General features: G+C 67.8%; 25 protein-coding genes and 2 tRNA genes. 15 read left to right on the top strand and 12 right to left on the bottom strand.

Going from position 1 to position 22,759, the window contains the following annotated elements; all coding sequences use genetic code 11:
- Positions 1-3: 3 nt before the first annotated feature.
- Complete coding sequence (gene lipE / locus QXH22_RS27230) at positions 4-1,245, bottom strand: lipase LipE (RefSeq protein WP_306277534.1); 1,242 nt, start codon at positions 1,243-1,245, stop codon at positions 4-6.
- A 24-nt stretch (positions 1,246-1,269) separates the two neighbouring features.
- Here lipE and QXH22_RS27225 point away from each other — a divergent pair, with 24 nt between their 5' ends.
- Positions 1,270-1,416 carry a hypothetical protein gene (locus QXH22_RS27225; RefSeq protein WP_306246815.1) on the top strand — a complete coding sequence of 49 codons (147 nt, stop codon included), beginning with the start codon at positions 1,270-1,272 and terminating at the stop codon, positions 1,414-1,416.
- Here QXH22_RS27225 and QXH22_RS27220 read toward each other — a convergent pair.
- Positions 1,403-2,227, bottom strand: a complete 825-nt coding sequence (locus QXH22_RS27220; RefSeq protein WP_306246816.1) for a crotonase/enoyl-CoA hydratase family protein — start codon at positions 2,225-2,227, stop codon at positions 1,403-1,405. The genes QXH22_RS27225 and QXH22_RS27220 overlap by 14 nt on opposite strands.
- Positions 2,228-2,241: 14 nt before the next feature.
- Here QXH22_RS27220 and QXH22_RS27215 point away from each other — a divergent pair, with 14 nt between their 5' ends.
- Entirely contained in the window at positions 2,242-2,832 is a 591-nt protein-coding gene (locus QXH22_RS27215; RefSeq protein ID WP_306246817.1) for a TIGR03086 family metal-binding protein, read from the top strand.
- A gap of 87 nt (positions 2,833-2,919) precedes the next feature.
- On the opposite strand, the gene QXH22_RS27210 is transcribed toward QXH22_RS27215, so the two are convergent.
- Entirely contained in the window at positions 2,920-3,981 is a 1,062-nt protein-coding gene (locus QXH22_RS27210) for a pyridoxal phosphate-dependent aminotransferase (RefSeq protein ID WP_306246819.1), read from the bottom strand.
- An 82-nt stretch (positions 3,982-4,063) separates the two neighbouring features.
- Here QXH22_RS27210 and QXH22_RS27205 point away from each other — a divergent pair.
- The 3 genes from QXH22_RS27205 to QXH22_RS27195 all read left to right on the top strand — a co-directional run bounded on the left by QXH22_RS27205 (position 4,064) and on the right by QXH22_RS27195 (position 5,130).
- Positions 4,064-4,155: transfer RNA gene (locus tag QXH22_RS27205), tRNA-Ser, on the top strand.
- Between the two features lie 32 nt (positions 4,156-4,187).
- Positions 4,188-4,260, top strand: a tRNA-Arg gene (locus QXH22_RS27200).
- Between the two features lie 204 nt (positions 4,261-4,464).
- The gene (locus QXH22_RS27195; protein WP_306246822.1) at positions 4,465-5,130 is read left to right on the top strand and encodes a PE family protein; all 666 of its coding nucleotides are present in this window, start codon (positions 4,465-4,467) and stop codon (positions 5,128-5,130) included.
- Here QXH22_RS27195 and QXH22_RS27190 read toward each other — a convergent pair.
- Together QXH22_RS27190 and QXH22_RS27185 are read right to left on the bottom strand one after the other, a co-directional pair.
- Positions 5,127-6,161, bottom strand: a complete 1,035-nt coding sequence (locus QXH22_RS27190; RefSeq protein WP_306246824.1) for a phosphotransferase family protein — start codon at positions 6,159-6,161, stop codon at positions 5,127-5,129. The two genes, QXH22_RS27195 and QXH22_RS27190, sit on opposite strands and share 4 nt — an antisense overlap.
- Positions 6,158-6,331 carry a hypothetical protein gene (locus QXH22_RS27185; RefSeq protein WP_306246826.1) on the bottom strand — a complete coding sequence of 58 codons (174 nt, stop codon included), beginning with the start codon at positions 6,329-6,331 and terminating at the stop codon, positions 6,158-6,160. Before QXH22_RS27185 ends, QXH22_RS27190 begins: the two co-directional genes overlap by 4 nt.
- Positions 6,332-6,446: 115 nt before the next feature.
- On the opposite strand from QXH22_RS27185, the gene QXH22_RS27180 reads away from it, so the two are divergent.
- The 4 genes from QXH22_RS27180 to QXH22_RS27160 all read left to right on the top strand — a co-directional run bounded on the left by QXH22_RS27180 (position 6,447) and on the right by QXH22_RS27160 (position 11,209).
- The gene (locus QXH22_RS27180; protein ID WP_306277533.1) at positions 6,447-7,388 is read left to right on the top strand and encodes a class I SAM-dependent methyltransferase; all 942 of its coding nucleotides are present in this window, start codon (positions 6,447-6,449) and stop codon (positions 7,386-7,388) included.
- 52 nt (positions 7,389-7,440) lie between these two features.
- Positions 7,441-8,841 carry a PE family protein gene (locus QXH22_RS30590; RefSeq protein ID WP_371934326.1) on the top strand — a complete coding sequence of 467 codons (1,401 nt, stop codon included), beginning with the start codon at positions 7,441-7,443 and terminating at the stop codon, positions 8,839-8,841.
- A gap of 68 nt (positions 8,842-8,909) precedes the next feature.
- Positions 8,910-9,155, top strand: a complete 246-nt coding sequence (locus QXH22_RS27165) for a hypothetical protein (RefSeq protein ID WP_306246830.1) — start codon at positions 8,910-8,912, stop codon at positions 9,153-9,155.
- Positions 9,156-9,256: 101 nt separating this feature from the next.
- Complete coding sequence (locus tag QXH22_RS27160) at positions 9,257-11,209, top strand: PE family protein (RefSeq protein WP_306246831.1); 1,953 nt, start codon at positions 9,257-9,259, stop codon at positions 11,207-11,209.
- Between the two features lie 16 nt (positions 11,210-11,225).
- Here the strand turns inward: QXH22_RS27160 and QXH22_RS27155 are convergent, their stop codons facing one another.
- Positions 11,226-12,068, bottom strand: coding sequence for a hypothetical protein (locus tag QXH22_RS27155; protein WP_306246833.1), 843 nt, complete (start codon positions 12,066-12,068; stop codon positions 11,226-11,228).
- A 91-nt stretch (positions 12,069-12,159) separates the two neighbouring features.
- Between QXH22_RS27155 and QXH22_RS27150 the strand changes: the two genes are divergently transcribed.
- From QXH22_RS27150 to QXH22_RS27130, 5 genes are all read left to right on the top strand, one after another.
- Entirely contained in the window at positions 12,160-12,573 is a 414-nt protein-coding gene (locus QXH22_RS27150) for an MmcQ/YjbR family DNA-binding protein (protein WP_306247936.1), read from the top strand.
- 109 nt (positions 12,574-12,682) lie between these two features.
- Entirely contained in the window at positions 12,683-12,934 is a 252-nt protein-coding gene (locus tag QXH22_RS27145) for a hypothetical protein (protein WP_306246835.1), read from the top strand.
- Positions 12,935-12,946: 12 nt separating this feature from the next.
- Complete coding sequence (locus QXH22_RS27140) at positions 12,947-13,102, top strand: DUF6131 family protein (protein WP_167544975.1); 156 nt, start codon at positions 12,947-12,949, stop codon at positions 13,100-13,102.
- A gap of 148 nt (positions 13,103-13,250) precedes the next feature.
- Complete coding sequence (gene tcrX, locus QXH22_RS27135) at positions 13,251-13,955, top strand: two-component system response regulator TcrX (protein WP_306247938.1); 705 nt, start codon at positions 13,251-13,253, stop codon at positions 13,953-13,955.
- A complete protein-coding gene (locus QXH22_RS27130) occupies positions 13,933-15,435 on the top strand; it encodes a cell wall metabolism sensor histidine kinase WalK (protein ID WP_306246837.1) in 1,503 nt (500 codons plus the stop codon). Before tcrX ends, QXH22_RS27130 begins: the two co-directional genes overlap by 23 nt.
- 1 nt (position 15,436) lies before the next feature.
- Here the strand turns inward: QXH22_RS27130 and QXH22_RS27125 are convergent, their stop codons facing one another.
- Complete coding sequence (locus tag QXH22_RS27125; RefSeq protein ID WP_306246839.1) at positions 15,437-15,907, bottom strand: lipoprotein LpqH; 471 nt, start codon at positions 15,905-15,907, stop codon at positions 15,437-15,439.
- A 145-nt stretch (positions 15,908-16,052) separates the two neighbouring features.
- Here QXH22_RS27125 and QXH22_RS27120 point away from each other — a divergent pair, with 145 nt between their 5' ends.
- Positions 16,053-17,933 (top strand): alkyl/aryl-sulfatase, encoded by a 1,881-nt coding sequence (locus tag QXH22_RS27120; protein ID WP_306246841.1) that lies wholly within the window; start codon positions 16,053-16,055, stop codon positions 17,931-17,933.
- Positions 17,934-18,014: 81 nt separating this feature from the next.
- Here QXH22_RS27120 and QXH22_RS27115 read toward each other — a convergent pair whose 3' ends face one another.
- The 5 genes from QXH22_RS27115 to QXH22_RS27095 are packed head-to-tail and all read right to left on the bottom strand — an operon-like array spanning position 18,015 to position 22,700.
- The gene (locus QXH22_RS27115) at positions 18,015-18,983 is read right to left on the bottom strand and encodes an NADPH:quinone oxidoreductase family protein (RefSeq protein WP_306246843.1); all 969 of its coding nucleotides are present in this window, start codon (positions 18,981-18,983) and stop codon (positions 18,015-18,017) included.
- Positions 18,983-19,585, bottom strand: coding sequence for a TetR/AcrR family transcriptional regulator (locus tag QXH22_RS27110; RefSeq protein WP_306246845.1), 603 nt, complete (start codon positions 19,583-19,585; stop codon positions 18,983-18,985). Before QXH22_RS27110 ends, QXH22_RS27115 begins: the two co-directional genes overlap by 1 nt.
- On the bottom strand, positions 19,582-20,889 hold the full coding sequence (locus QXH22_RS27105; RefSeq protein ID WP_306246847.1) for an acyl-CoA dehydrogenase family protein: 1,308 nt from the start codon (positions 20,887-20,889) through the stop codon (positions 19,582-19,584). Before QXH22_RS27105 ends, QXH22_RS27110 begins: the two co-directional genes overlap by 4 nt.
- 16 nt (positions 20,890-20,905) lie before the next feature.
- Positions 20,906-21,670 (bottom strand): SDR family NAD(P)-dependent oxidoreductase, encoded by a 765-nt coding sequence (locus QXH22_RS27100; protein ID WP_306277532.1) that lies wholly within the window; start codon positions 21,668-21,670, stop codon positions 20,906-20,908.
- A 1-nt stretch (position 21,671) separates the two neighbouring features.
- Entirely contained in the window at positions 21,672-22,700 is a 1,029-nt protein-coding gene (locus QXH22_RS27095) for a phosphotransferase family protein (RefSeq protein ID WP_306246851.1), read from the bottom strand.
- Between the last annotated feature and the right edge of the window lie 59 nt (positions 22,701-22,759).

The raw sequence follows: 22,759 nt of genomic DNA, 5'->3' as shown, positions 1-22,759 counted from the left end.
CCTTCAGCGCGACGGGATGGTCGCCGCGATTGTGTCCATCAACGCCTTGTAACGCTTGAGTTCGGGGTCCTTCCCGGGCTTTCCGCTGCTGATCAGGCCGGCGGCCATGTCACGCGCCGGGTCCGCCCAGATCGCGATGTTGGCCAGTCCGAGGTTGCCGAACGCCTGTGGTGCGTGCCGGCCGAACGGGCCGAACCGGTCGGTGCCCAGCATGTACCCGGTGCCCCAGCGGGCCGGCATCAGCCCGACCGCGACGTCGGGCCGCAGCCTGCGGCATTCCTGCACCGCGCCGTACATCCGTTCCTGGCTCATGATGCGCACCCCGTCCAGTTCGCCTCCGCGACGCCAGATTTCGGCGAACCGGGACAGCTCGTCCGCGGTGGAGATGGTGTTGGACGAGGGCACCACGGTGGAGAGGAAGGCCGGGGTGTTCGTGTACGGGATGATCTCGTGCACGGTGCCGCCGATCGCCTTGCGGAAGATCGCTGCGATGGCCGGCGGGAGCGGCTTGCCGGTCGGCTGGCTGGGCGCGACCAGCGGGATGTCCTGGGGCGCGACGCCGAAGTTGGTCCACCGGAAGCCGAGCGGGTCCAGGATTTCGGTGGCCAGGATTTCCCGGATGTCTTTGCCGGCGGCCGCGTAGACGATTTCCCGCAGGAGCGGCCCCCAGGTCAGCGCGTGATACATGTGCATGCGGCCGGGCGGGTACAGCGGCCGCAGCTTGCCGAGTTGCTCCTGCGCGTACTCGTGGTCGTCGGCGCGGCGCAAGTCAGGCTTGGGGCCGGTGGGGAACGGGACTCCCGCGCTGTGGGTGAGCACGTGCCGGATCGTCGTCCGGTCCTTGCCGTGGCTGGTGTAGCTGGGGATGTATTCGCAGACACGGTCGTCGAGCGCGAAGACGCCCTGCTCGACCAGCATGTGCACCACGGTCGCGGTAATCCCCTTAGCCGCCGAGTACACGCAGAACGGAGTGCCGGTGGTGACAGGGATCTTCTCGGCGTCAGGCTCGTCGGTGGGCGCATTGCCCCAGCCGTGGCCGATCGCCCGGTTCAGCACGACCGTCCCGTTGCGCCGGATGCAGAGCTGGATAGCGGGATGCAGTCCGGCCTGGTACCAGTGCCGTACGGCCTGCCAGATGCGTTCGACGGCGTCCCGGCCGATTTCGGAGTGGTCTTCTTCGCCGATCGCCGTCACGGCGTCCAGGTCGGCCGGCACACGAATCCGGCCATCGGGTGTAGAGGTCATTGTCGACAGCCTAACTTTGAGGGCATGGCCGGCCGCTCACGCTATGTCGAGGTGAAGCTGCTCGTCTTCGGTGCCTACTCGGTGGCGCTGGGCCTGTTCATGATCCTGGGATCAATGATCTCGACCGGGTGGCTGGCCGGTGCCCTGTGGCGCAGCGCTACTCGCCGGTGAACTGTGGCGGCCGCTTGGCGAATGTCGCCGAAATGCCTTCGGTCAGGTCCTTCGACGGCAGGAACGCGGCGTTCCAGGCGGCGACGTAGCGCAAGCTTTCCGACACCGCCGAGGTGCGCTGCTGGTCGAGTACATCCTTGATGCCGTGCACGGTCAGCGGCGGGTTGGCGGCGATCTCGGCGGCGGTGGCGTGGGCCGCCGCGAGCGTGGCCTCGGCGTCGTCGTAGACGTCGTTGACCAGACCGATCTTCTCGGCGCGGGCCGCGTCGATGTCCTTGCCGGTCAGCGCGAGTTCACGCAGGTGCCCGTCGTTGAGGATGAGCGGCAGGCGGGCGAGGCTGCCGACGTCGGCGACGATGGCCAGTTTGACCTCACGAACCGAGAACTTCGCGTCGGCGCTGGCATAGCGGATGTCGACCGCCGAGATCAGGTCGACACCGCCGCCGATGCACCACCCGTGCACCGAGGCGATCGTCGGGGTGCGGCAGTCGGCGATAGCGGTGATGGCGCCCTGCATGCGCTTGACCTCGCGATGGAAGACGGCACGCGGGCCGGCCAGCGCTTCACCGGACAGCAACGGGGTGAACGACCCGCCCATGGCCGGCACGTCCAGGCCGTAGCTGAAGTTCCGCCCGGACCCGGTGATGACGATGGCGCGCACGTCGGGATCGGCGTCCAGGGTCGCGAAGACATCCGGCATCTCCGACCAGAAGGCGGGCCCCATGGCGTTGCCCTTGCCCGGGCCGATCAGGGTCACCTGCGCAATGTGGTCCTTGATCTCGACGGTGACTGATTCGTATGTTTCGCCCATATCGAGACCGTAGCGTGGCTGGTATGCCCGACGACTTGGTGCCCGGCCCCGAATCCCCGCCTACCGACGAGCTGCGCAGCGCCGAATTGACCCTGGGCGTGCTGCAGCAGGTGCTGCATACCGTCGCCGGTTCGGACAAGTCCAAGCAGACGCCGTGCTCGGAGTACAACGTCAAGGATCTCACCGCGCACCTGATCAGATCGATCACCAGCCTGGGCGGCATGGTCGGCGCGCAGTTCACGGTGCCACAGGACACCGAGTCGGTGGAGCAGCTGGTCGTCAGCACCGCACGTCCGGCATTGGACGCCTGGCACAGGCACGGCCTGGATGGTGAGGTCGCGTTCGGGGGCGGGTCGATGCCCGCGCGGGTTGCCGTCGCCGTCTTCTCCCTCGAATTCCTGGTGCACGCCTGGGATTACGCCCGCGCCGTCGGGCATGACGTCGAGGCCCCGGACTCACTGGCGGAGTATGTGCTCGGGTTGGCGCACGCCGTGATCAGGCCGGAACAACGCGGCGCGGCCGGATTCGACGACCCGGTCGAGGTGCCCGAGGATGCGGACCCACTGACGCGGCTGATCGCTTTCACCGGCCGCAATCCCGCTTAGCCCGGCCGCCCTCTTCGCCGAGTGTGCGGCCAGCTTCACGTTCGGCGCCCAGCGTGCGGCCAGCTTCACGCTCGCGCCAAGGTGAGGTCAGATCCAGCCGCGGGCGAACCGCAGCAGGGCGTCGTTCTCCTCCGCCGCGCCGATCGTGACGCGCACGCCGTCGGTGCCGTACTGCCGGAGGACGATCAGCGCGTCGGCGGCCCGCTGCACGAAGTCCGCGGTGCGATCGCCCAGCGGCAGCCAGACGAAGTTGGCCTGGGAGACCGGCAGCTCGAAGCCGGCATCACGCAGGGCCGCGCTGACCCGCCGGCGTTCGGCGACCACCGCGTTGGTGCGTTCGAGTAGTTCATCGGCGGCCTGCAGTGACGCGATGGCGGCGGCCTGCGAGACGCTGGTCGCGGTGAACGGGACGTAGACCTTGTCCAGCGCGGTGATCACCTCGGGGTGGCCGACGGCATAGCCGATCCGCAGGCCTGCCAGGCCGTACGCCTTGGAGAACGTGCGCAGGACCACCACGTTGTCGTGGGTGCTGACCAGGCCCAGGCTGTCGGGTGCCATGCCGTCGCGGATGTACTCGACGTAGGCCTCGTCGATGACGATCAGGATGTCCGGCGGTACGGCTTCGACGAAGCGGGTCAGCGCATCGGGTTCGACGACGGTGGAGGTCGGGTTGTTCGGGTTGCAGACGAAAATCAGCCGGGTGCGATCGGTGACCGCGGCCAGCATCGCATCGAGGTCGAAGGTGTGCTCGCGCAGCGGTATGGGGACCGGGGTGGCGCCGGCGACCTGCACCTGCGGCGGGTACAGCTCGAAGCTGCGCCAGCCGAACACCACCTCGTCGCCGGCCGCCGCGGTGATCTGGACGAGTTGCTGGCACAGGCTCACCGAGCCACAGCCGATGGCGACGTGCGCGGGCGTGAACTCGCGGCCCGCGGTCGACAGGTGCTCCGCCAGCACCCCTTTGAGCTGCACACAGCCGTTGTCGGGGTAACGGTTGATCAGGTCGGTCGCGTTCTGGATGGCCGCCTTGACGCTGGGCAGCGGGCCAAACACAGTTTCGTTGCTGGCCAACTTGATGGCGCCGGGCACGGTCTTGCCGGGAACGTAAACAGGCAGCCCGGCCAGCGCGGGCCGCAGGCGGGCGGTCACTTCGACAGCATATGTCGCGGCTGTGTACGCTATGCCTCCGGCGGCTTCGGTATCCGGGGTCGGGTACCCTTTGGAAGGCCATGGAGGCGTGCCAGAGCGGCCGAATGGGGCTCACTGCTAATGAGTTGTTCCCCTCAAAGGGAACCGGAGGTTCAAATCCTCTCGCCTCCGCCACGCACCACCAGCTAGACCACAACTGAACACAGGCGCCCGTAGCTCAACGGATAGAGCATCTGACTACGGATCAGAAGGTTAGGGGTTCGAATCCCTTCGGGCGCGCTTCGTGTGAACGCCCCGGCGCTTGGCCGGGGTTTTTCGTCGGCTCGGGCCCAGACGCCTGTCCAGGCTTTTTACAGCGCCGCCGTCAGATATAACGGTCATATAACGATTCGGCAGCCAGCAGATCTCAATGCTTGGTCTACCTGCGCATTTTCAATAGCATTCTCGGCATTCCAGACGTCGAAAAGCACGAAGGATGCCGTCTTGTCGTTCTTATTTGCACAGCCCCAGTTGCTGACAGAGGCGGCGTCGAATCTGGCCAGCCTCGGCTCGACGCTCGACGCGGCCAACGCCGCAGCGGCGATCCCCACCACGAGTGTGATGGCGGCCGGGGCCGACGAGGTATCGGCGGCGATGGCCAACGTGTTCGGCGCGCACGCCCAGCAGTATCAGGCGATGGGGGCGCAGGCCGCCAAGCTGCATGACCAGTTCGTCCAGGCGATGAACGCCTCGTCGAACGCCTACGCCACCGCCGAGGGCGCGAACGCCAAGCCGCTGCAGCCCGTCACCCAGTCGACGCCCGGCGCCACCACGCCGGTGCAGTCCCTGATCGGACCCGCCGGTGGCGCCGGCCTCGGGCCGGCGTCGGCGCGGGGCGGCAGGTCCATCGGATTGCTGCCCGGCAACCGCGGCGGGGTCGCGCCGGGCCGGGGTGCCGGTGCCGGCGCGGGCACGGTCCGGCCGGTCGCGGCGGCGCCGGTGGCCGGCACCGCGCCGATGGCCGGCAGACGAAACGGCTCGGGCGGCGCCTCCGGCGCCATCACTGCCGGTCGCCCGCGCAACGGCAGGTCGTTCGGCGAGGGTGGGCCCGGCGGTAGCGGCACCGAGCGCGACCTCGGTGCACGCCGGCAGGAGACCCTCGCGCGCTAGTCCCGCGTCTCGATCATCGTCAGTGCCCGCTCGAACAGGTGCACCGTTGCGGCGTGCAGTTGATCGCCCACTTCCTTCTCGGCCTTGCCGGCGCAGGCGCGCGCCAGGGTGCCTTCGATGACGATGCCGAGCTTGAAGCAGGCCAGCACGGTGTACCAGGTGATGTGCGACAGATCGCGACTCGTGTTGGTGGCATAACGTTCCAGTAGCTCGCCGGTGCCGGCCAAGCCGTCGGTGCCGCCCAGGGCGTGGCTGAACACGCTCGACCCGTCGGACTGCCGCCAGGTGGCCAGCAGCCAGCCCAGGTCCAGCAGTGGGTCACCGATGGTGCTCATCTCCCAGTCGACGATCGCCACCACGTCCGGCCCGGTGCGGGAGAACATCACGTTGGCCGCGTGGTAGTCGCCGTGCATGATGCCGGGTGTCCACTGCGCCGGACGGTGGGTTTCCAGCCATCGGGACACGTCGTCGATGCCGGGGATGTCGGGACCGGGGTAGCCGTCGTACTCCTGGTAGGACTCCAGTTCCGAAAGCCAGCGCGGCACCTGGCGTTCCAGGAATCCGTCCGGCTTGCCGTAGTCGCCCAACCCGACGGCGACATGGTCGACGGCGCCGAGCTTGGCCAGCGCGTCGGCCATCGACAGCCCCATGCCGTAACGCACCTCGGGATTGGTGGTGTGCAACTCGGGCAGTCCTTCACCGGCGTTGAAACCCTCGATCGGCTCCATCAGGTAGAAGACCGCATCTCCGAGGACGTCGACGTCCTCGCAGGTGGCGATCAGCTGAGGGTGCGGCACGTCCGAGCCGGCCAGTGCGGCCAGCACCTTCGTCTCGCGCAGGATGACGGAATTGCTGCGAGGTCGTAGGTGCCGCGGCCCGCGGCGCAGCACGTAGGTCCGTCCGGACCGGGTGAAGCGCAGCATGACGTTCTGCGTCCCGCCGGTCACCGCGGTTACGTCCTGCAGCGGGCCCTCGCCAAGCCCCTGCCCGGACATCCACCGGGCGACGGCGTCCAGATCCACCCCGTTCATGCGGTCGCGCGCAGGGTGTAGCGGACGGTCTGTGCCCCGATCATGCCGTCGCGGAACACGAATGTGTCAACGCCGTCGTCGGCGCGCTGTTCGGCGACGATCTCGTCGAGGTCACCCGTGACGAGTGCCTTGCGGTGATGGGCGAAGACTTCTTGCGGCGTGCGTGCCATGCTGCTCCCTTGCAACCTGTAGACCCTCTGGGAAAAAGGGTAGGGGAGCGGCGTGCGGCCCCCGCGGCGGGAAGAATAGTTTGCGAAACTCACTACTTCTGGCGAGGGGACCGGCATGCCGCGCACTGACAACGACTCGTGGGAGATCACCCAAAGCGTCGGATCGACTGCGCTCGGCGTGGCCGCCGCCCGCGCCGCCGAAACCGAGAGCGAAAACCCGCTGATCCGGGACCCCTTCGCGCGGGTTTTCCTGGATGCCGTCGGCGACGGCATGTGGAGCCTCTACGCCGACCCGCGGTTGCTGGCGCAGGCATCCGAGATCGACCCGCAGGTGCAGGCGCGGGCACAGATGCTGGTCGACTTCATGGCGACGAGGACGGCGTTCTTCGACGAGTACTTCCTGTCGGCCGCGGACTCCGGGGTTCGCCAGGTGGTGATCCTGGCCGCCGGACTCGACGCCCGGGCGTGGCGGCTGCCCTGGCCAGCCGGCACTGTGGTCTACGAACTGGACCAGCCCAAGGTGCTGGAGTTCAAGACCGCCACTCTGGAACGGCACGGTGCCACCCCGACGGCGCAATTGGTCAATGTCCCGATCGACCTGCGTCAGGACTGGCCGCAGGCGTTGCAGGAAGCAGGGTTCGACCCGCAGCAACCGTCGGCCTGGTCCGCCGAGGGGTTAGTGCGCTACCTGCCCGCCCAAGCCCAGGATCTGCTCTTCGAGCGGATTGATGCACTCAGCGCACCGGGCAGCTGGTTGGCGTCCAACGTCCCCGGGGAGGGATTCATCGACCCGGATCTGGTGCAGCGCCAGCGGGAAGAGATGCAGCGCATGCGCGAGGTGGCGGCGCAAGTCACCGACGCCGACATGCCGGCCGTGGAAGACCTCTGGTACGCCGAGGAACGGACGGCGCTGCCCGAGTGGTTGCGTGATCGCGGCTGGCAGGCCTCGTCCGTCGACTTCGCCGGATTGATGGCGCGCTACGGCCGCAATGTCGCCGACGGTGCTGACGTCGCCATGCCGCCGACCCTGTTCGTTTCCGCGCAGCGGCCGAAATAGGAGTTCGCCGGGATTTACCCCCCACCTGGGGTGCCGCAGTTATCGTGCGCCCATGGTGTATCTCGCTGTGGTGCCGGACTTCATCAGTTCGGCGGTGACGGACCTGCAAGGAATCGGATCGGCGCTGTTTGCGGCAAACAATGCCGCCTCGGGGCCGACGACCGCGGTGCTGGCTGCCGGCGCGGACGAAGTCTCGGCTGCGATCGCCGGTGTGTTCGCCGCCCACGCCCGGCACTACCAGGCAATAAGCATCGACGTCGGGGAATTCCATCAGCAGTTCGTGCGCTTGCTGGGCTCGGCGTCGTCGTCGTACGCGGCCGCCGAAGCGGCCAACGCCGGGCCATTGCAGCAAGCGCTCAACCTGATCAACCAACCAACCCAGGCGCTGTTCGGCCGTCCCCTGATCGGTGATGGCGTCGACGGCACGGCGGCCACACCGAACGGCAGCCCCGGCGGGTTGTTGTACGGCAACGGCGGCGATGGCTATTCGCAGACCGCGACCGGGGTCGCGGGCGGGGCGGGTGGTCCGGCCGGGTTGATCGGCAACGGTGGTCGGGGCGGCGCCGGCGGCAGCAACGCGGCCGGCGGCGAGGGCGGCCACGGCGGGTGGCTGTTCGGCAATGGCGGCGCCGGCGGCCAGGGCGGAGCGGGTGCGGCCGGGACCGGCATCAGTGCGCCCGGCAGCGGCGGCGCCGGAGGCGCCGGCGGCGCGGCCGGGCTGCTCGGTAGTGGTGGCGCCGGCGGCGCGGGCGGACTCGGTGGCAGTTCCGGCGTCGGTATCGCCGGAGCGCAAGAAGCGGGCAGCGGGGGCAACGGAGGCGCCGGCGGGCACGGCGGGTGGTTGTACGGAAACGGCGGAACCGGCGGTCTCGGTGGCAACGCCGGCAATCCTTACCTGGACGACGGCACCACCATCACAGTTGCTGCGGCGACTGCGGGTGTCGGAGGGCAGGGGGGTGCGGGTGGCGCCGCCGGCTTGTTCGGTGCGGGCGGAGCCGGTGGTGCTGGTGGCGCCGGCGGATTCCCCGGCCCGGACAACATCTTTGTTGTTCCGGGCACGCCCGCAATTGAAATCACCAACGGGCCGATGCCCGCGACCGTCGTCTACCAAGGCGTCGCCGGAGTCGGCGGCAATGGCGGAGCCGGGGGCGGCGGCGGCTGGTTGTACGGCCATGGTGGGGCCGGTGGCGCCGGCGGTGCCGGCGGACCTGGCACCTACATTCGCACGCCAATCACCCTGCAGGGGTCCACAGGTGGGACGGGCGGCATAGGCGGTGCGGGCGGTGCGGCCGGATTGCTCGGCGCCGGCGGACCTGGCGGGTCGGGGGGAACCGGCGGGCTCAGTGGAAATGTCAGTGGCGGGCCCGGAGGTGCCGGCGGCTCAGGCGGGCGCGGCGGAACCGTCTTCGGGGAGCGCGGCGCGGACGGAACGGCCGGCGTCGCCGGGACGTGAGCGGTCTCAGTAACGCGCGCGTCAAAATTCGCGAACAACGATGAAACCGAGTCACAGGGGGGTGCGCGTTGCCGGATCTAGTGGCAGCTCCCGGGGATGCCGGCGGCGGCATGGGATGTCCGGTGGGGCGTCCGGAGGCGCAGGCAGTGGCGGCGCGGCGGGAGTGTGCGGTGGCGGGCGGAGTGGGTGGCGTCGGCGGCACCGGCGGCTTGTGCGGGATTCTCAACCTCCCCGGCCGCCTCGGTGACGAGATACGTCGCCGCGGCATCCCAGAACTGCCTTCTAGTAACGCTTTTCACGTTGTCGGACAGTGATTGCGGACTGCTTCAAAAGGCTTTGACGTAGCGCGCCTCATCGGTATCGTCACCACGACAGAACGTAAACGTCTCGAAGCGCCGGCGACAAAGGGGCGAATATGTCGTATCTGTCTGCTGCTCCGGACATTATGGCCAACGCGGCGACCGATCTCGCGGCTGTAGCGGCAACCCTCGACGCGGCGAATCTCAAGGCGGCGCTGCCGACGACCGCAATCTTTGCCGCGGGCGCCGACGAGGTGTCGGCGGCTATCGCCACGCTCTTCTCCGGGCACGCCCAGCGGTATCAGGCGCTGAGCAGTCAGGCGGCGACTTTTCACCAGAACTTCGCGCAGACATTGAGCGGAGCCGCGGGAAGCTATGCGTCCGCCGAAGCGGCCGCAGTCCAAACGTTGCAGCAGGCCCTTCTCGGCGTCATCAATGCACCCACCCAGGCTTTGCTCGGCAGACCGTTGATCGGCAACGGTGCGGACGGTACGGCAGCTAATCCCCACGGCGGCGCCGGAGGACTGCTGTATGGCAATGGCGGAAAAGGCTTTTCGCAAACCGCGGCCAACTCGGCAGGGGGTGCCGGCGGTGCGGCAGGGCTGATCGGAAACGGTGGCGCCGGCGGCGCCGGGGGAGCCAACGCGTCCGGCGGCGCGGGAGGGCACGGCGGCTGGCTGTACGGCAACGGTGGATCCGGCGGCAGCGGCGGGGGCGGAGCGGCCGGGGCCTTGAAGGCCAATGGTTTCAATGGTGGTGCCGGTGGTGCTGGTGGCGCGGCCGGGCTGTGGGGCGCCGGTGGTGCCGGTGGTTCGGGTGGAGTCGGCGGGGCCGCGGGAGGCATCAGTCCATTTCCCAGCCCGGGCTTCGGCCTTAACGGGGGTAGCGGTGGCGACGGCGGCGCCGGTGGTGCCGGAGGCTTGCTGTTTGGCAACGCCGGGGCCGGCGGACACGGCGGACTGGGTGGCGACGGAAACCTGGCCGCGTTGGGTGGTCGGGGCGGCGTCGGCGGGAACGGCGGTGCCGGCGGAGCGGCGGGACTGTTCGGTGAGGGGGGCGTCGGCGGTAACGGTGGGGCCGGGGGGCCGGTCGGCATTGCAGACGGCGGTGCCGGCGGCACCGGCGGCGCCGGAGGGCGCGGCGGCTGGGTCGCGGGCGATGGTGGAGCGGGCGGGCACGGCGGAGCCGGCGCGGATGCCGCGTTCATCACGAGCGGGCAGCCCGGTGGATTCTCCGGCGGAGTCGGCGGCGTCGGAGGTGCCGGCGGCGACGCCGGGTTGCTGGGTGACGGCGGAGCCGGCGGGACGGGCGGCACTGGCGGTCGAGCCGGTCTGTTCAGCCCCAACTTCAATGACAACCCCACCGCGCCCGGCATCGGTACGGCCGGCGCCGGTGGCGCCGGCGGTAACGGCGGTAACGGCGGATGGCTCTATGGCAGAGCCGGTACCGGCGCGGCGGGTGGTGACGGCGGAGTCGGCCGTTACGTCGACGGCGCTGGAAACGTGTTTGTGGGTTTGACGGGTGGCGCCGGGGGCTCGGGGGGCACCGGTGGTGACAGCGGATTGTTCGGTATCGGCGCAGCGGGCGGGGCGGGCGGCAACGGCGGCAACGCCGGCGACCTCGGAGCCGGTGTCGGAGGCGCCGGAGGCAACGGCGGTAGCGGTGGTCGGCTGATCGGCGATGGCGGACCCGGCGGCCAGGGTGGACTCGGCGGGCGGGCCGTCGCGAATCCGAACGGCGACTACGGGCTGGGTGCCGGGGGCGGCGCCGGCGGTGACGGCGGCGCAAGCGGGTGGCTTTACGGCAGTGGCGGCGTCGGAGGCGCCGGCGGTGCGGGTGGCTCGTCGGCTACCGAAGACGGAGGTGGCGAGAGCGGCGGCGCAGGTGGTGCCGGCGGCAATGGTGGGGCTGGTGGCCCCGCGCGGCTGATCGGCAACGGAGGCGCCGGCGGTGCGGGGGCACTCGGCGGCGCTGCGGCGCCGTCCCAGGGTGTGATCGGACCAAACGGCCAGAACGGCGCCGGGGGAACCGGCGGGCTCTTCTTCGGCGACGCCGGAGCTACCGGATAGACCGTATTCTTACGCCTCAGGTAGCTGTCGCCGACTGACCCGACCGCGGGCCCTCGACGTACGTCTTGATCGCCGCGATCGCGTCCACCGGAGTCAGATTCTGTCCCTGACCGTTCTGCCCGAGCTGCGGCCAGCCCGCGCCGTCGGGTCCGCGCAACTGATCCCAGATGTCGCGCACCTTGTTCAGCAGTTCGGTCTGTTCGTCGTCGGAAAGAGCCATCAACCATCCTTCGCTCGTTGCGATGCCGCACGCGGCGGCGAATTGTTGCGGGGTGAGCCCGTCGGCGGAGTTCATGTCACAGCGGCCGAACGGTGGCGCGCCCTGCGGAAGATTCGGGCTGTAGCCGTTGCCGTCGGTGTACTGGTGGGCGACCTGGCCGGGCAGATTCGGATTCGACCCGTATCCCGCCGCGACCACGCGCAGGCCGGCCGGGCGCACCCGCCACATGTTGTAGAAGTCATAGGCGTTGGCGTACCCGATGATTCGGGCCGCCGAGCCTGCGTAGTCAGCCAGATTCCAGTACAGCGCATTGATCCAGGCCGACCCGTCACCCGGCGGATTACCCCCGGATTCGACGTCGAGCATCAGCGCGACCCGCGGGTGCAGGCCGCCTTCGGCATCGATCATCGCGCGCACGGTGTCGGCATTGGACTGCCAATTGGGGCGGACGTAGGTATAGACGATGCCGAACGTCATTCGGCGACTGTCTATTGCGGCACGCATCCACGCATAGTTACGCGCGAAGTTGTGATCCCGATAGGTGCCGTCGCTGACGCGAATCGATAACACCTGGTACGGATATGAGTCATTAACCGGCACTTGGTATTCCGAGACATCGGCGAACAAGGTATCAGTCACCGTGCCGTTATCCCCCTCTACTGCAACCTTTTAACCGGCTGCCCATGCTACAGCTGCGGACCGTCAAGTATTGGCCGGTATCGTCGCCGGTATGGCTGATCGGCCCGCGAAGGTCGGCGACGTGCGTCGGATTGCCGCGTCGATGCCACACGTCAAGCGGCTGGAGGGGCCGAAGGGCAACCCGATCTATCAGGTGGGCGGGAAGTCGTTCGTCTTCTTCCGTACCCCGCAGCCGGATTGCACCGATCCCGACACCGGAGAGCGCTGGGCTGACGTGATCATGCTGTGGGTGGAGTCGGAGAGCGACAAGCTCGCCCTGATCCAGGACCCTGACTCGCCGTTTTTCAGCTCTTCCCATTTCGACGGGCACCCCTCGGTGCTGGTGCGCGCCAGCCGGCTGGCCGAGATCGGCCTGACCGAGTTGACAGAGCTGATTCAGGACGCGTGGCTGTCCCGCGCCTCGAATAGGCGCGCCGCTTCCTGGCTGGCGGCGCAAGGCGGCTGATAGCGGCCGAATGGGGGCTGATTCTCCCGCCATTTTCATGTTTAGGCACGAGTACAACGGGCAAAGCTCTGGGGACGCCAAATTTGTTTCGGGAACAACGGAGGTCTCTATGTATCGCGGTCGCGGGATTCTCGGGGTTATTGTCCTGGTGTGGCTGCTCATAGGGGTCCTCGCGGCCTGGCAGCGTGACTATTTCAAGGGTGAGGAAACCAGTTGTGCCTCACTGGGAACCGTCGCAGTCACGGTGATAGCGGGGCCATTGAATTACATGGGCGTAAATCCGAAAGTGAAAGATTGCCACGCCCCCCGTTTGCCGCAGCCCAGTGCAATGCACTCGGTCAGTTATGTCCCTGCTAAGTAAAGGAAAGTTGTCATGATTGTCGTCGGCGCCCTCTTGCTGATCCTCGGTTTCGTCTTCGGAGTGCATTTGTTGACAGTGCTTGGAGTGGTCCTGCTCGTTGTCGGTGCGGTCATGTGGGCCATGGGCTCCGTTGGCCGCCCCGTCGCCGGCAGGCGAAACTGGTACTGATCACGGCACACCGGGAAGATCCCGTGACCGCAACTGCGGTCACGGGATTCTTTCGTTTCACAGCTGGGGCATAGGGATGCCATAGCCTCGGCCTAGTCGGGTGCGGATACTGGAACTCGTGGCGGCTCCCCGAACTGAACGCGTGGTCATGTGCCGCGCCGACGGCCAACCGGTCACCGTGCTGGTGGTGGACGACGAACCTGTGCTGGCCGAGATGGTGTCGATGGCCCTGCGCTACGAAGGCTGGAACATCGCCACGGCGGGCGACGGCTCATCGGCCATCGCCGCCGCCCGTGCCGAACGCCCCGACGTCGTCGTCCTCGACGTAATGCTGCCCGACATGAGCGGTTTGGACGTCCTGCACCGGTTGCGTCAGGAGAATCCCGGTCTGCCGGTGCTGCTGCTGACGGCCAAGGACGCCGTGGAAGACCGTATCGCCGGATTGACCGCCGGCGGAGACGATTACGTCACCAAGCCGTTCAGCATCGAAGAGGTGGTGCTGCGGTTGCGCGCCCTGCTGCGGCGCACCGGCGTGACCACCGTGGACAGCGGAGCCCAACTCGTCGTCGGCGATCTCGTCCTCGACGAAGACAGCCACGAGGTGACCCGGGCAGGTGAACCGATTTCGTTGACGTCCACCGAGTTTGAACTCCTGCGGTTCATGATGCGCAACGCCAAGCGGGTGCTGAGCAAGGCGCAGATTCTGGACCGCGTATGGAGTTACGACTTTGGTGGCCGGTCCAACATCGTCGAGCTGTACATCTCCTACCTGCGCAAGAAGATCGACAACGGTCGCGAACCCATGATCCACACGCTGCGCGGCGCAGGGTATGTCCTCAAGCCGGCGCGCTAGGAGCCCGCGGGTCTGGTCGCTTCGGCTGCGCCTCATCGTCGGGCAGGTCGTGGTCCTCGCCCTCGTGTGTGTCGGCATCACTGCCGCAACCGAACTCGCGCTGCGCCACCACCTGCTGGCGCAGTTGGACAGTCAACTCAGCGGCACCTCCTACCGCTCGTCGCTGCTATACCCCGAACCGCCCCGCCGGCACGAACCGCGCGTCGTCAAGACCGGACCCGGCCCCAGGTTTCTGGACGCGCCGGGCCAGCCGGCCGGCATGGTCGCGGCGGTGGTCAGTGACGGCAGGACCGTCGACGCCGGGTACCTGACCAGTAGCGGTGCGCGCGACGCTCTGACGCCGGCAGCCCAGCATCAACTTGAGCAGATCGCCGGGAGCCGCTCACCGGTGACCCTGAACCTCGACGGCCTGGGCCGGTACCGGGTCGTCGCCGCCCCCAGCCGAAACCGTGCCGATGTGATCGTGACCGGCTTGTCGATGTCCAACATCGATGCCACCGAATTCCGGATGCTGGTCATTTTCGGCATCGTCACGCTGATCGCGATGGCCGCCGCGACCGCCGCCGGGGTGGTCATCATCCGGCGGGCGCTCGCGCCGTTGCGGCGGGTTTCCCAAACCGCCACCAAGGTGGCCGATCTGCCGCTGGACCGTGGTGAGGTGGAGTTGCCGGTCCGGGTGCCTGAAGCCGACGCCAACCCGTATACCGAAGTCGGGCAACTGGGTTCGGCGCTCAACCGGATGCTCGATCACATCTCCGCCGCACTGTCGACCCGGCAGGCGAGCGAGACCCGGGTCCGCCAGTTCGTCGCCGACGCCAGCCACGAGCTACGTACACCGCTGGCCGCGATCCGCGGGTATACCGAACTCGCCCAACGCATGGGTGACGACCGCGAAGCGGTGGCACATGCCATGAGCCGGGTCGCCTCGGAGACCGAGCGGATCACCCGGTTGGTCGAGGACCTGCTGCTGCTGGCCCGGCTGGACTCCGGCCGGCCGCTCGAGCGCGAAGCGGTCGACTTGTCCCGCCTGGCGGTCGATGCCGTCAGCGACGCCCACATCGCCGGACCGGATCACCAGTGGGAGCTCGATCTGCCGCCGGAACCGGTGACGGTGATCGGGGACGAGGCACGCCTGCATCAGGTGATGGCCAATCTGTTGGCCAACGCTCGCATTCACACCGCACCGGGCACCGTCGTCACCACCCGGCTGAGCACCGGGCCGACACACACGCTGCTGCAGGTCACCGACAACGGTGCCGGAATCCCGGTGGCGCAACAGTCGGAGGTGTTCGAGCGATTCGCGCGTGGCGATAGTTCACGCTCACGCAAAGGCGGCAGCACTGGATTGGGTTTGGCGATCGTCTCCGCCGTCGTCAAAGCGCATAACGGGACCATTACCGTGAACAGCCGACCCGGCTGCACGGAATTCGCGGTGCGGTTGCCGGTCAATGGTCGGCAACCGCCCGCATCGTCGCATTAAGTCAGGAGCAGGTGACGTCGATTTCGAAGGGCTTGTTCACCGGTGACATCGGGTTGGCCATGTCCACCCCGGTGGCGGTGCCGGTGATCTTGTAGGCGTTTCCGTTCTTGGTCGCCTCGGCCTTGCCCTGGCCGGTGCCGGAGGTGTACGCGAGGGTCACGCCGTTGACGTTGCCGAGGCCCACCGACTTGACCTCAGGCGGATTGGCGTCGGTCAGCACGGCGGCGATGCCGGTCGCCGACCCACCGATCGCGATGTTGACGTTGCCGGCCGCGGTGGTGCACACGGTCGTGCCTGTCACGTGCTGGTCCTGACCGTCGATGATGACCTTCGTGCCGGAGGCGCCGCCGCCTCCGCTTGAACTCGCGCTCGAGGAACCGCTACTCGTGTTCGACTTGTTGTCCGAACATCCGGAAAGACCCGCGACCAGAATGGCCGCTCCGGCCACAGCGACCGTCAGTCCACGCTTCACCTGTGCTCCTTTGCCGTTGTAGCGGTCCATCGTCATTGCGAACCGCCCCGGCAGTATGCGACTTCTCCGGACGGAATGGCTAGGGTCCAACGAAAACAATTTGCAGGCGAGTCTCACTCCGAATGGCTGCTTTGATGGAAAGGTGGTGCCGGTGGATCACAAGCCTCCTACCGCGACAATCGAGTCGGCACATGGCCGGCATGCGTTACCGTTCGATGACACAAGGGATTTCGACGACGCCGATCGTGGTTTCATCGCCGCGCTGACGCCGTGCGTCATCAAAGCCGCCGACGGTCGCGTGGTGTGGGACAACGACGTGTACTCGTTCCTCGGCGGGCCCGCACCCACGTCGGTACATCCCAGCCTCTGGCGGCAGTCGACGCTGGCCGCCAAACAGGGCCTCTACGAGGTGGTGCCGGGGATCTATCAGGTTCGGGGACTCGACCTCTCCAACATCAGTTTCATCGAAGGCGACACCGGAGTCATCGTCATCGATCCGCTGGTGTCCACGGAAGTGGCCGCGGCAGCGCTGGAGTTGTATCGCGCGCACCGGGGCGGCGACCGGCCGGTGGTGGCGGTCATCTACACCCACAGCCACGTCGACCATTTCGGGGGTGTGCTCGGAGTTGCGTCGCAGGCCGACGTGGATGCCGGGAAGGTGGCGGTGCTGGCGCCGGAGGGCTTCACCACACACGCCGTACAGGAGAACGTCTATGCCGGACCGGCGATGACGCGCCGCGCCACGTATATGTACGGCACGGTGCTGGATCGCGGGCCGTCCGGGCAGGTGGGCTGCGGGCTCGGTCAGACACCGTCGACCGGCGAGGTCGGCCTGATCGTTCCGACCATCGATATCAAGAAGACGGGGGAGACGCACACCATCGACGGTGTGCAGATCGAGTTTCAGATGGCGCCGGGCACCGAGGCTCCCGCCGAGATGCACTTCTACTTCCCGCAATTCCGGGCGTTGTGCATGGCCGAGAACGCCACGCACAACCTGCACAACCTGTTGACGCTGCGCGGGGCCCTGGTGCGCGACCCGCATGCCTGGTCGGGTTACCTGACCGAGGCGATCGACGCCTTCGCCGATCGCACCGACGTGGTATTCGCCTCACATCACTGGCCGACCTGGGGACGCGAGCACATCGTCGAGTTCCTTTCGCTGCAGCGCGACCTGTACGCCTACCTGCACGACCAGACTCTGCGGTTGCTCAACCAGGGGTACACCGGCGTGGAGATCGCCGAAATGTTCCAGATGCCACCGGCCTTGGACCAGGCCTGGCATGCCCGCGGCTACTACGGGTCGGTCAGCCACAACGTCAAGGCCGTCTACCAGCGCTACATGGGATGGTTCGACGGCAACCCGGGCCGGTTATGGCCGCACCCGCCTGAAGCGCTGGGGCCCCGTTATGTCGAGGCCCTCGGCGGCCTGGACCGGGTGGTCGAATTGGCCCGCGCCGCTTTTGATTCAGGCGATTTCCGCTGGGCGGCAACGCTTTTGGATCACGCGATGTTCACCGACGAGCATCACGCCGCGGCGCGTGAGCTGTATGCGGACACTTTGGAGCAGTTGGGCTACGGCGCCGAGAACGCGACGTGGCGCAACTTCTTCATGAGCGGGGCCACTGAACTGCGCGTGGGCAACTTCGGGACCGCGACCCAAGCGACGTCGCTGAGCCTGCTGTCCCAGCTGACGCCGGAGCAGATCTTCGACGGCTTGGCCATCCGGGTGAACGGGCCGGGCAGCTGGGATCTGGACATCGCGATCGACATCACGTTCGCCGATCTGGACGCCAATTACCGGCTGGCGCTGCGCAATGGTGTGCTGGTGCAGCGGCGGGTGCCCGCCGACCCGGCGTCCGCGACCGTTACGGTCAAGCTGGACACCAAGTTCCGGCTTCTCGGCGTGGCGATGGGTGACTTCACGTCGCCGGGGCTCGAGGTGTCGGGCGACCAGGGCGCGCTGCAATCGTTGCTGGCGGTGCTCGACAACCCCGACCCCAACTTCAACATCGTGGTCCCGTGACTGGGCCGAGCAGACGCATAATCGCCATGGAGCGGACGCTCCTGGGCGATTTTGCGTCTGCTCGCGATGGAGGGGTAACCCTCAAGCGACGTCGATGATCACCTTGCCCAGCACCTTGCGGTCGGCCACGAAGCGCAGTGCCGCAGCGGTTTCCGCCAGCGGGAACCGCGCACCGATGTAGGGCCGGATCTTTCCGTCGGCGAACAACTGCGACAGTTCGGCGAGGTCGCGGGCGCACTCGTCGGGATAGTCGCCCATAAAGGTGCGGATCTCCATGCCGCGCACGGTGATGTCCTTGAGCATCACCAGATTCAGCGGAATGGCCGGGATGGATCCGGCCGCGTAGCCGAGCGTGACGAACATGCCGCCGCGGGCCAGCCCCCGCAACGCGGGCTCCGCGTAGGAGCCGCCCACCGGGTCCAGGACGACGCGCGCGCTGTCGCCGGTCAGCTCCCGGATGCGTAGCTTCAGGTCCTCATTGTCGTAATCGACGGTGGCCTCGGCGCCGCGCTCGCGGCACAGGTCCAGTTTCTTCGGAGTGGATGCCGCCGCCAGCACCCGGGCGCCCATCGCGACTGCCAGATCTACCGCGGCCAGGCCGACTCCTCCCGCCGCCCCCAGCACCACCACCCAATCACCCGGGGCGACCTGGGCGACCGAACGCAGCGCGTGGTACGCCGTCCGGTAGGTCACCCCGAAAGCCGCGGCAGAGCCGAAATCGACGCCGTCGGGCACCGCTTCGGCCGTCGTGGCATCCAGCACCGCCAACTCGGCGAACGCTCCGAAGGTGGTGCCGAATACCCGCTGGCCCGGGTGCAACGATGCGCCGGTCCCGACGGCCACCACCTCGCCGGCGATCTCGTTGCCGGGGATGAACGGCGGCGGAATCTTGACCTGGTACTTGCCCGCGATGAACAGCACATCGGGAAAATTCACCGCCGCCGCGTGCACCCGCACCAGCACCTGACCCGGGGCGGGCACCGGGTCGGCAACCTCGGCGAGCACCAGGTCCTCCGGTGGGCCGTAGGCATTGCAGAGAATGGCGCGCATCAACGGACTCCCAGCCCGAGCAGGCAGAACTTCACCAGGTGCTCGATGTCTTCCCGGCCCGGCCGGTCGGCCGACCCGACGTACCGTCGCATCACCGCGACCGTGCCACCGTAAACCGCCTCGACGTCACGCTCGACGTCGGTGCTGCCGAGCGCGGTCACCGGCTCGACCAGCAGCTCACGCAGCGGCCGCATCATCTCCCGGTCGGCGGCCAGCCAGTTCGACACCTGCCCGGCCGCCGCGCGGCTCATGCTGATCAGATGCGGATCGGCGACCTGCGCCAGTGTGCCTTCGATCCAGCGGGCCACCCGGTCCTGCGGCCGGGTCTCCTTGGCCATCTGGTGCTGCAGATAGGACACCACGATTCCCACCCCGCGTTCCATCACCGCCAGGATGAGCTCGTCCTTGCCGGCGAAGTACCGGTAGAACGCTTTGTTCGACGACCCGGCCTCGGCGACGATGTCGCTGACGCGGGGCGGTTCGGGCGCCACCCGCTGCATCACCCGTACCGCGGCGGCCAGGATCCGTTCCACCTCCTCGGCAGCGGCACGCTGCCGGTCGTCGAGGGCACGCTCGACGGCCGCGGTCACCCGGTCGCTCACGGCGAATCAGGCAGTGCCGGAACACGATCGATCACGCCGGCGTACTTCTTGCGGGCCGCCTCACGCCGGACGTCGAGCATCTCGCTGGGCCACTCGCCTTCTTCGGCTTCGTAACCCTTCAACAGCATCCGGGCCAGGTTGACCTTGTGCGCCTCGGTCGGTCCATCGGCCAGACCGAGCGCGATGCCGCCCAGCAGCACGTTGACCAGCGGCAGCTGATCGCTGAGCCCGAGCGCGCCGTGGACCTGAATAGCCCGCAGCGCAATGGATTTCAGCACCTGGGAGGCCAGGATCTTGCAGACCCCGATCTCGGCGCGGGCCGCGCGTTCGTCGCCGTTGTCGATCAGCCAGGCGGCGTGCAGTACCGTCAGCCGGAACGGAATCAACTCGGTGTGCGAGTCGGCGATGAACTCCTGCACCAGTTGCTTGTCCGCCAGCGAACTACCCTGTGTGAAACGGCTTTTCGCCCGGCGCGACATCATCTCGATGGCCCGCTGCGCCATCCCGATGGAGCGCATGGCGTGGTGCAAACGTCCGCCGGCCAAGCGCGTCTGCAGAATCAGAAAGCCCTGGCCCGGTTCACCCAACAGCGCGTCGGGGCCGACCCGCACGTCGTTGTAGCGCACCAGCGCATGGCCCGGTTCGTGCGGGTCGGACCCGACGAGGTGGTGGTTGGCTTCGATGGTCAGGCCCGGTGTCCCCGCCGGGATCAGAAACGTGGACGCGCCGTGGTGCACCGGCACATCCGGGTCGCTGATGGCGACGACGATGAAGAACGATGCGACAGAAGCGTTGGAGGAGAAGAACTTCTGGCCGGTGATCACCCAGTCGTCACCGTCGCGCACCGCCCGGGTGGTGAAGACCCGCGGATCGGCGCCGCCCTGCGGTTCGGTCATCGAGAAGCAGGAGAAGATCTCTCCGGACAACAGGCCGGCCAGGTACCGGTCCTTCTGTTCCTGGGTGCCGAAGCGGGCCAGGATCTCCGCGTTGCCCGTGTCGGGGGCCTGCGTTCCGAAGATGATGGGCGCCCACGGGCTGCGGCCCAGGATCTCGTTGATGAGGGTCAGCTTGACCGCGCCGAAGCCCTGCCCCCCGAGTTCGGGACCCAGATGCGGTGCCCACAAACCCTGATCGCGGACCTGCTGCTTGAGTGGATCGACGATGCGGCGGCGTTCCTCATTCAGCGGCAGGAATTCACAGCCGGGAAAGAGCACTTCGAGCGGTTCCACTTCGTCGCGCACAAACGCGCGGACCCACTCGAGCTTCTTTTCGAACTCCGGCTCAGTGGAGAAGTCCCATGCCATCGAAGTGCTCCTCTCGTCAGGGAATGCCGCCGTCGGCCCGCACGATGGAGCCGGTGGTGAAACTGGACGCGTCCGACGCCAGAAACAGAGCGGCGCCGACGATTTCGGGGGGATTGCCGGCGCGTCGCAGCGACAGGTGCCCGAACATGTTGGTGTCACGCTCCTCGAGGTTCCAGGCCTTGCTGACGTCGGTCAGGAACGGCCCGGCCATGAGTGTGTTCACCCGCACCGTTGGGCCGAATGCGCGCGCGAAGCCCTCCGTCATCGCGTTGAGTCCGGCCTTGGCCGAGGCGTAGGGAATGATGTCCGGGCTCGGTCGCAGCGAGCCGGCCGAACTCACATTGATGATCGAGCCGCCTCCGGCGGCCACCATCCGTTCCCCCACCAACGCCGAAAGGCGAAATGGCCCTTTGAGATTCAGGTTGAACACCGAATCGTAGAGCTTCTCGCTGACCTCGGACAGCTTGCCGTACAGCGGCGACATGCCGGCGTTGTTGACCAGGGTGTCGACCTTGCCGAAGGCGTCGTAGGTGGCCTCCACCAGCCCGTCGAGTTGGTCCCACCGGCCGACGTGCACCTGGTACGGCATGGCGGTGCGGCCCGTCTGGGCCTCGATCTCCTTGGCCACGGCCACGCAGTTGTCCATGTTGCGGCTGGCGATCACCACGTCGGCACCGCAGCGCGCCATGCCGAAGGCCATCTCCCGGCCCAGGCCCCTGCTACCGCCAGTGATCAGCACCACCCTGTCAGTGAGGTCGAAAAGCTGGTCAGCGTAACCCATTTCAGGACCGTGCCAATTCTGCGGCGGTGGCGATGAGCTGCGGGATCATCGACCCGAATGCGTCTTTGATCTTGGGGTCCACCTTCCCGGTCCGAACGCCCGCGGCGTATGTCTTCTCCAGCACGATGCCGAGCTTCCAGTTTGCCAGCACCAGGTAGTAGTCGATGTTCTCGGTAGACAGTCCGCTGATCGACTCGTAGTGCGACAGCAATTCGCTGCGCCGCGGCATGCCGGCCATGTCGAGGTAGAACCCGCCGGCGCGCGGCTCCTCCCCGTCGTAGCCGAGCAGCGCCCACGCCAGGTCCAGCAGCGGGTCGCCGACGGTTGTCATCTCCCAGTCCACGATCGCGGCCAGCCGGGCCGGTGCCCCGTGCGCGAACATCACGTTCGCGAACTGGTAGTCGCCGTGCATGATGCCGGGCGTGTAGTGCGCGGGCCGGTTGCGCCGTAGCCACTCCGCGGCCTCGTCCAGTCCCGGCAGCTCCCGCACCTTGTACGAGTCGAGGAAGGCCAGCCAGCGGTCGACCTGTCGTTCGTGGAAGCCGTCCGGGCGGCCGAAACCTTCCAGGCCCTGGGCGCGCCAGTCCACCCGGCCCAGCTTGGCGGCGCCTTCGACGAGCTGGAACGCCAGCTCGCGACGAGCCGCGAGGTCGGTGTCGAACGGCGCCCGCCAGCCGCCGTCCATTGGACTCCAGCCGTCGATCGCGCTCATCACGTAGAACGGCATACCCAGCACCGAGCCGGTGTCGTCGGCGGCGATCAACTCCGCATGCGGCACGTCGGTGCCCGACAGGGCCCGCACCAGCCGGATCTCGCGGAGCAGGCCGTCAAGGCGCGCGGCGTCTGCGCGCGGGCCGGGCATCCGTAGCACCATCCGCTCCGGGCCGCGCTCAACCAGATACAGCGTGTTCTGCGAGCCGCCGCTGAGCTGGTTGAGGACGGTCTGTTCGCCGTGCCCCGCCGCGTCCTTGGAGTCGAGCCAGCGTCCCAGAACGCCGGCATCCAGTTCGGTCCTACTCGCAGCCACCATGCTCCGCACACCCCGCTCTCCTTATGGAGAATAGCATTCTCCAGAAGGCCGGCAAGACC

Origin of the sequence: Mycobacterium sp. TY814 (assembly GCF_030755175.1) — a bacterium.
Classification (GTDB): domain Bacteria; phylum Actinomycetota; class Actinomycetes; order Mycobacteriales; family Mycobacteriaceae; genus Mycobacterium.
The sequence above is the reverse complement of the archived record's forward strand: the minus strand, read 5'-3'. Positions and strand labels throughout refer to the sequence as shown.

Bases quoted from the DNA above. Each gene is read 5' to 3' on its own strand.
- lipE (WP_306277534.1), bottom strand. From the start codon at position 1,245: ATGACCTCTACACCCGATGGCCGGATTCGTGTGCCGGCCGACCTGGAC.
- QXH22_RS27225 (WP_306246815.1), top strand. From the start codon at position 1,270: ATGGCCGGCCGCTCACGCTATGTCGAGGTGAAGCTGCTCGTCTTCGGT.
- QXH22_RS27220 (WP_306246816.1), bottom strand. From the start codon at position 2,227: ATGGGCGAAACATACGAATCAGTCACCGTCGAGATCAAGGACCACATT.
- QXH22_RS27190 (WP_306246824.1), bottom strand. From the start codon at position 6,161: ATGAACGGGGTGGATCTGGACGCCGTCGCCCGGTGGATGTCCGGGCAG.
- QXH22_RS27185 (WP_306246826.1), bottom strand. From the start codon at position 6,331: ATGGCACGCACGCCGCAAGAAGTCTTCGCCCATCACCGCAAGGCACTC.
- QXH22_RS27180 (WP_306277533.1), top strand. From the start codon at position 6,447: ATGCCGCGCACTGACAACGACTCGTGGGAGATCACCCAAAGCGTCGGA.
- QXH22_RS30590 (WP_371934326.1), top strand. From the start codon at position 7,441: ATGGTGTATCTCGCTGTGGTGCCGGACTTCATCAGTTCGGCGGTGACG.
- QXH22_RS27160 (WP_306246831.1), top strand. From the start codon at position 9,257: ATGTCGTATCTGTCTGCTGCTCCGGACATTATGGCCAACGCGGCGACC.
- QXH22_RS27150 (WP_306247936.1), top strand. From the start codon at position 12,160: ATGGCTGATCGGCCCGCGAAGGTCGGCGACGTGCGTCGGATTGCCGCG.
- QXH22_RS27145 (WP_306246835.1), top strand. From the start codon at position 12,683: ATGTATCGCGGTCGCGGGATTCTCGGGGTTATTGTCCTGGTGTGGCTG.
- QXH22_RS27140 (WP_167544975.1), top strand. From the start codon at position 12,947: ATGATTGTCGTCGGCGCCCTCTTGCTGATCCTCGGTTTCGTCTTCGGA.
- tcrX (WP_306247938.1), top strand. From the start codon at position 13,251: ATGTGCCGCGCCGACGGCCAACCGGTCACCGTGCTGGTGGTGGACGAC.
- QXH22_RS27130 (WP_306246837.1), top strand. From the start codon at position 13,933: ATGTCCTCAAGCCGGCGCGCTAGGAGCCCGCGGGTCTGGTCGCTTCGG.
- QXH22_RS27115 (WP_306246843.1), bottom strand. From the start codon at position 18,983: ATGCGCGCCATTCTCTGCAATGCCTACGGCCCACCGGAGGACCTGGTG.
- QXH22_RS27105 (WP_306246847.1), bottom strand. From the start codon at position 20,889: ATGGCATGGGACTTCTCCACTGAGCCGGAGTTCGAAAAGAAGCTCGAG.
- QXH22_RS27100 (WP_306277532.1), bottom strand. From the start codon at position 21,670: ATGGGTTACGCTGACCAGCTTTTCGACCTCACTGACAGGGTGGTGCTG.
- QXH22_RS27095 (WP_306246851.1), bottom strand. From the start codon at position 22,700: ATGGTGGCTGCGAGTAGGACCGAACTGGATGCCGGCGTTCTGGGACGC.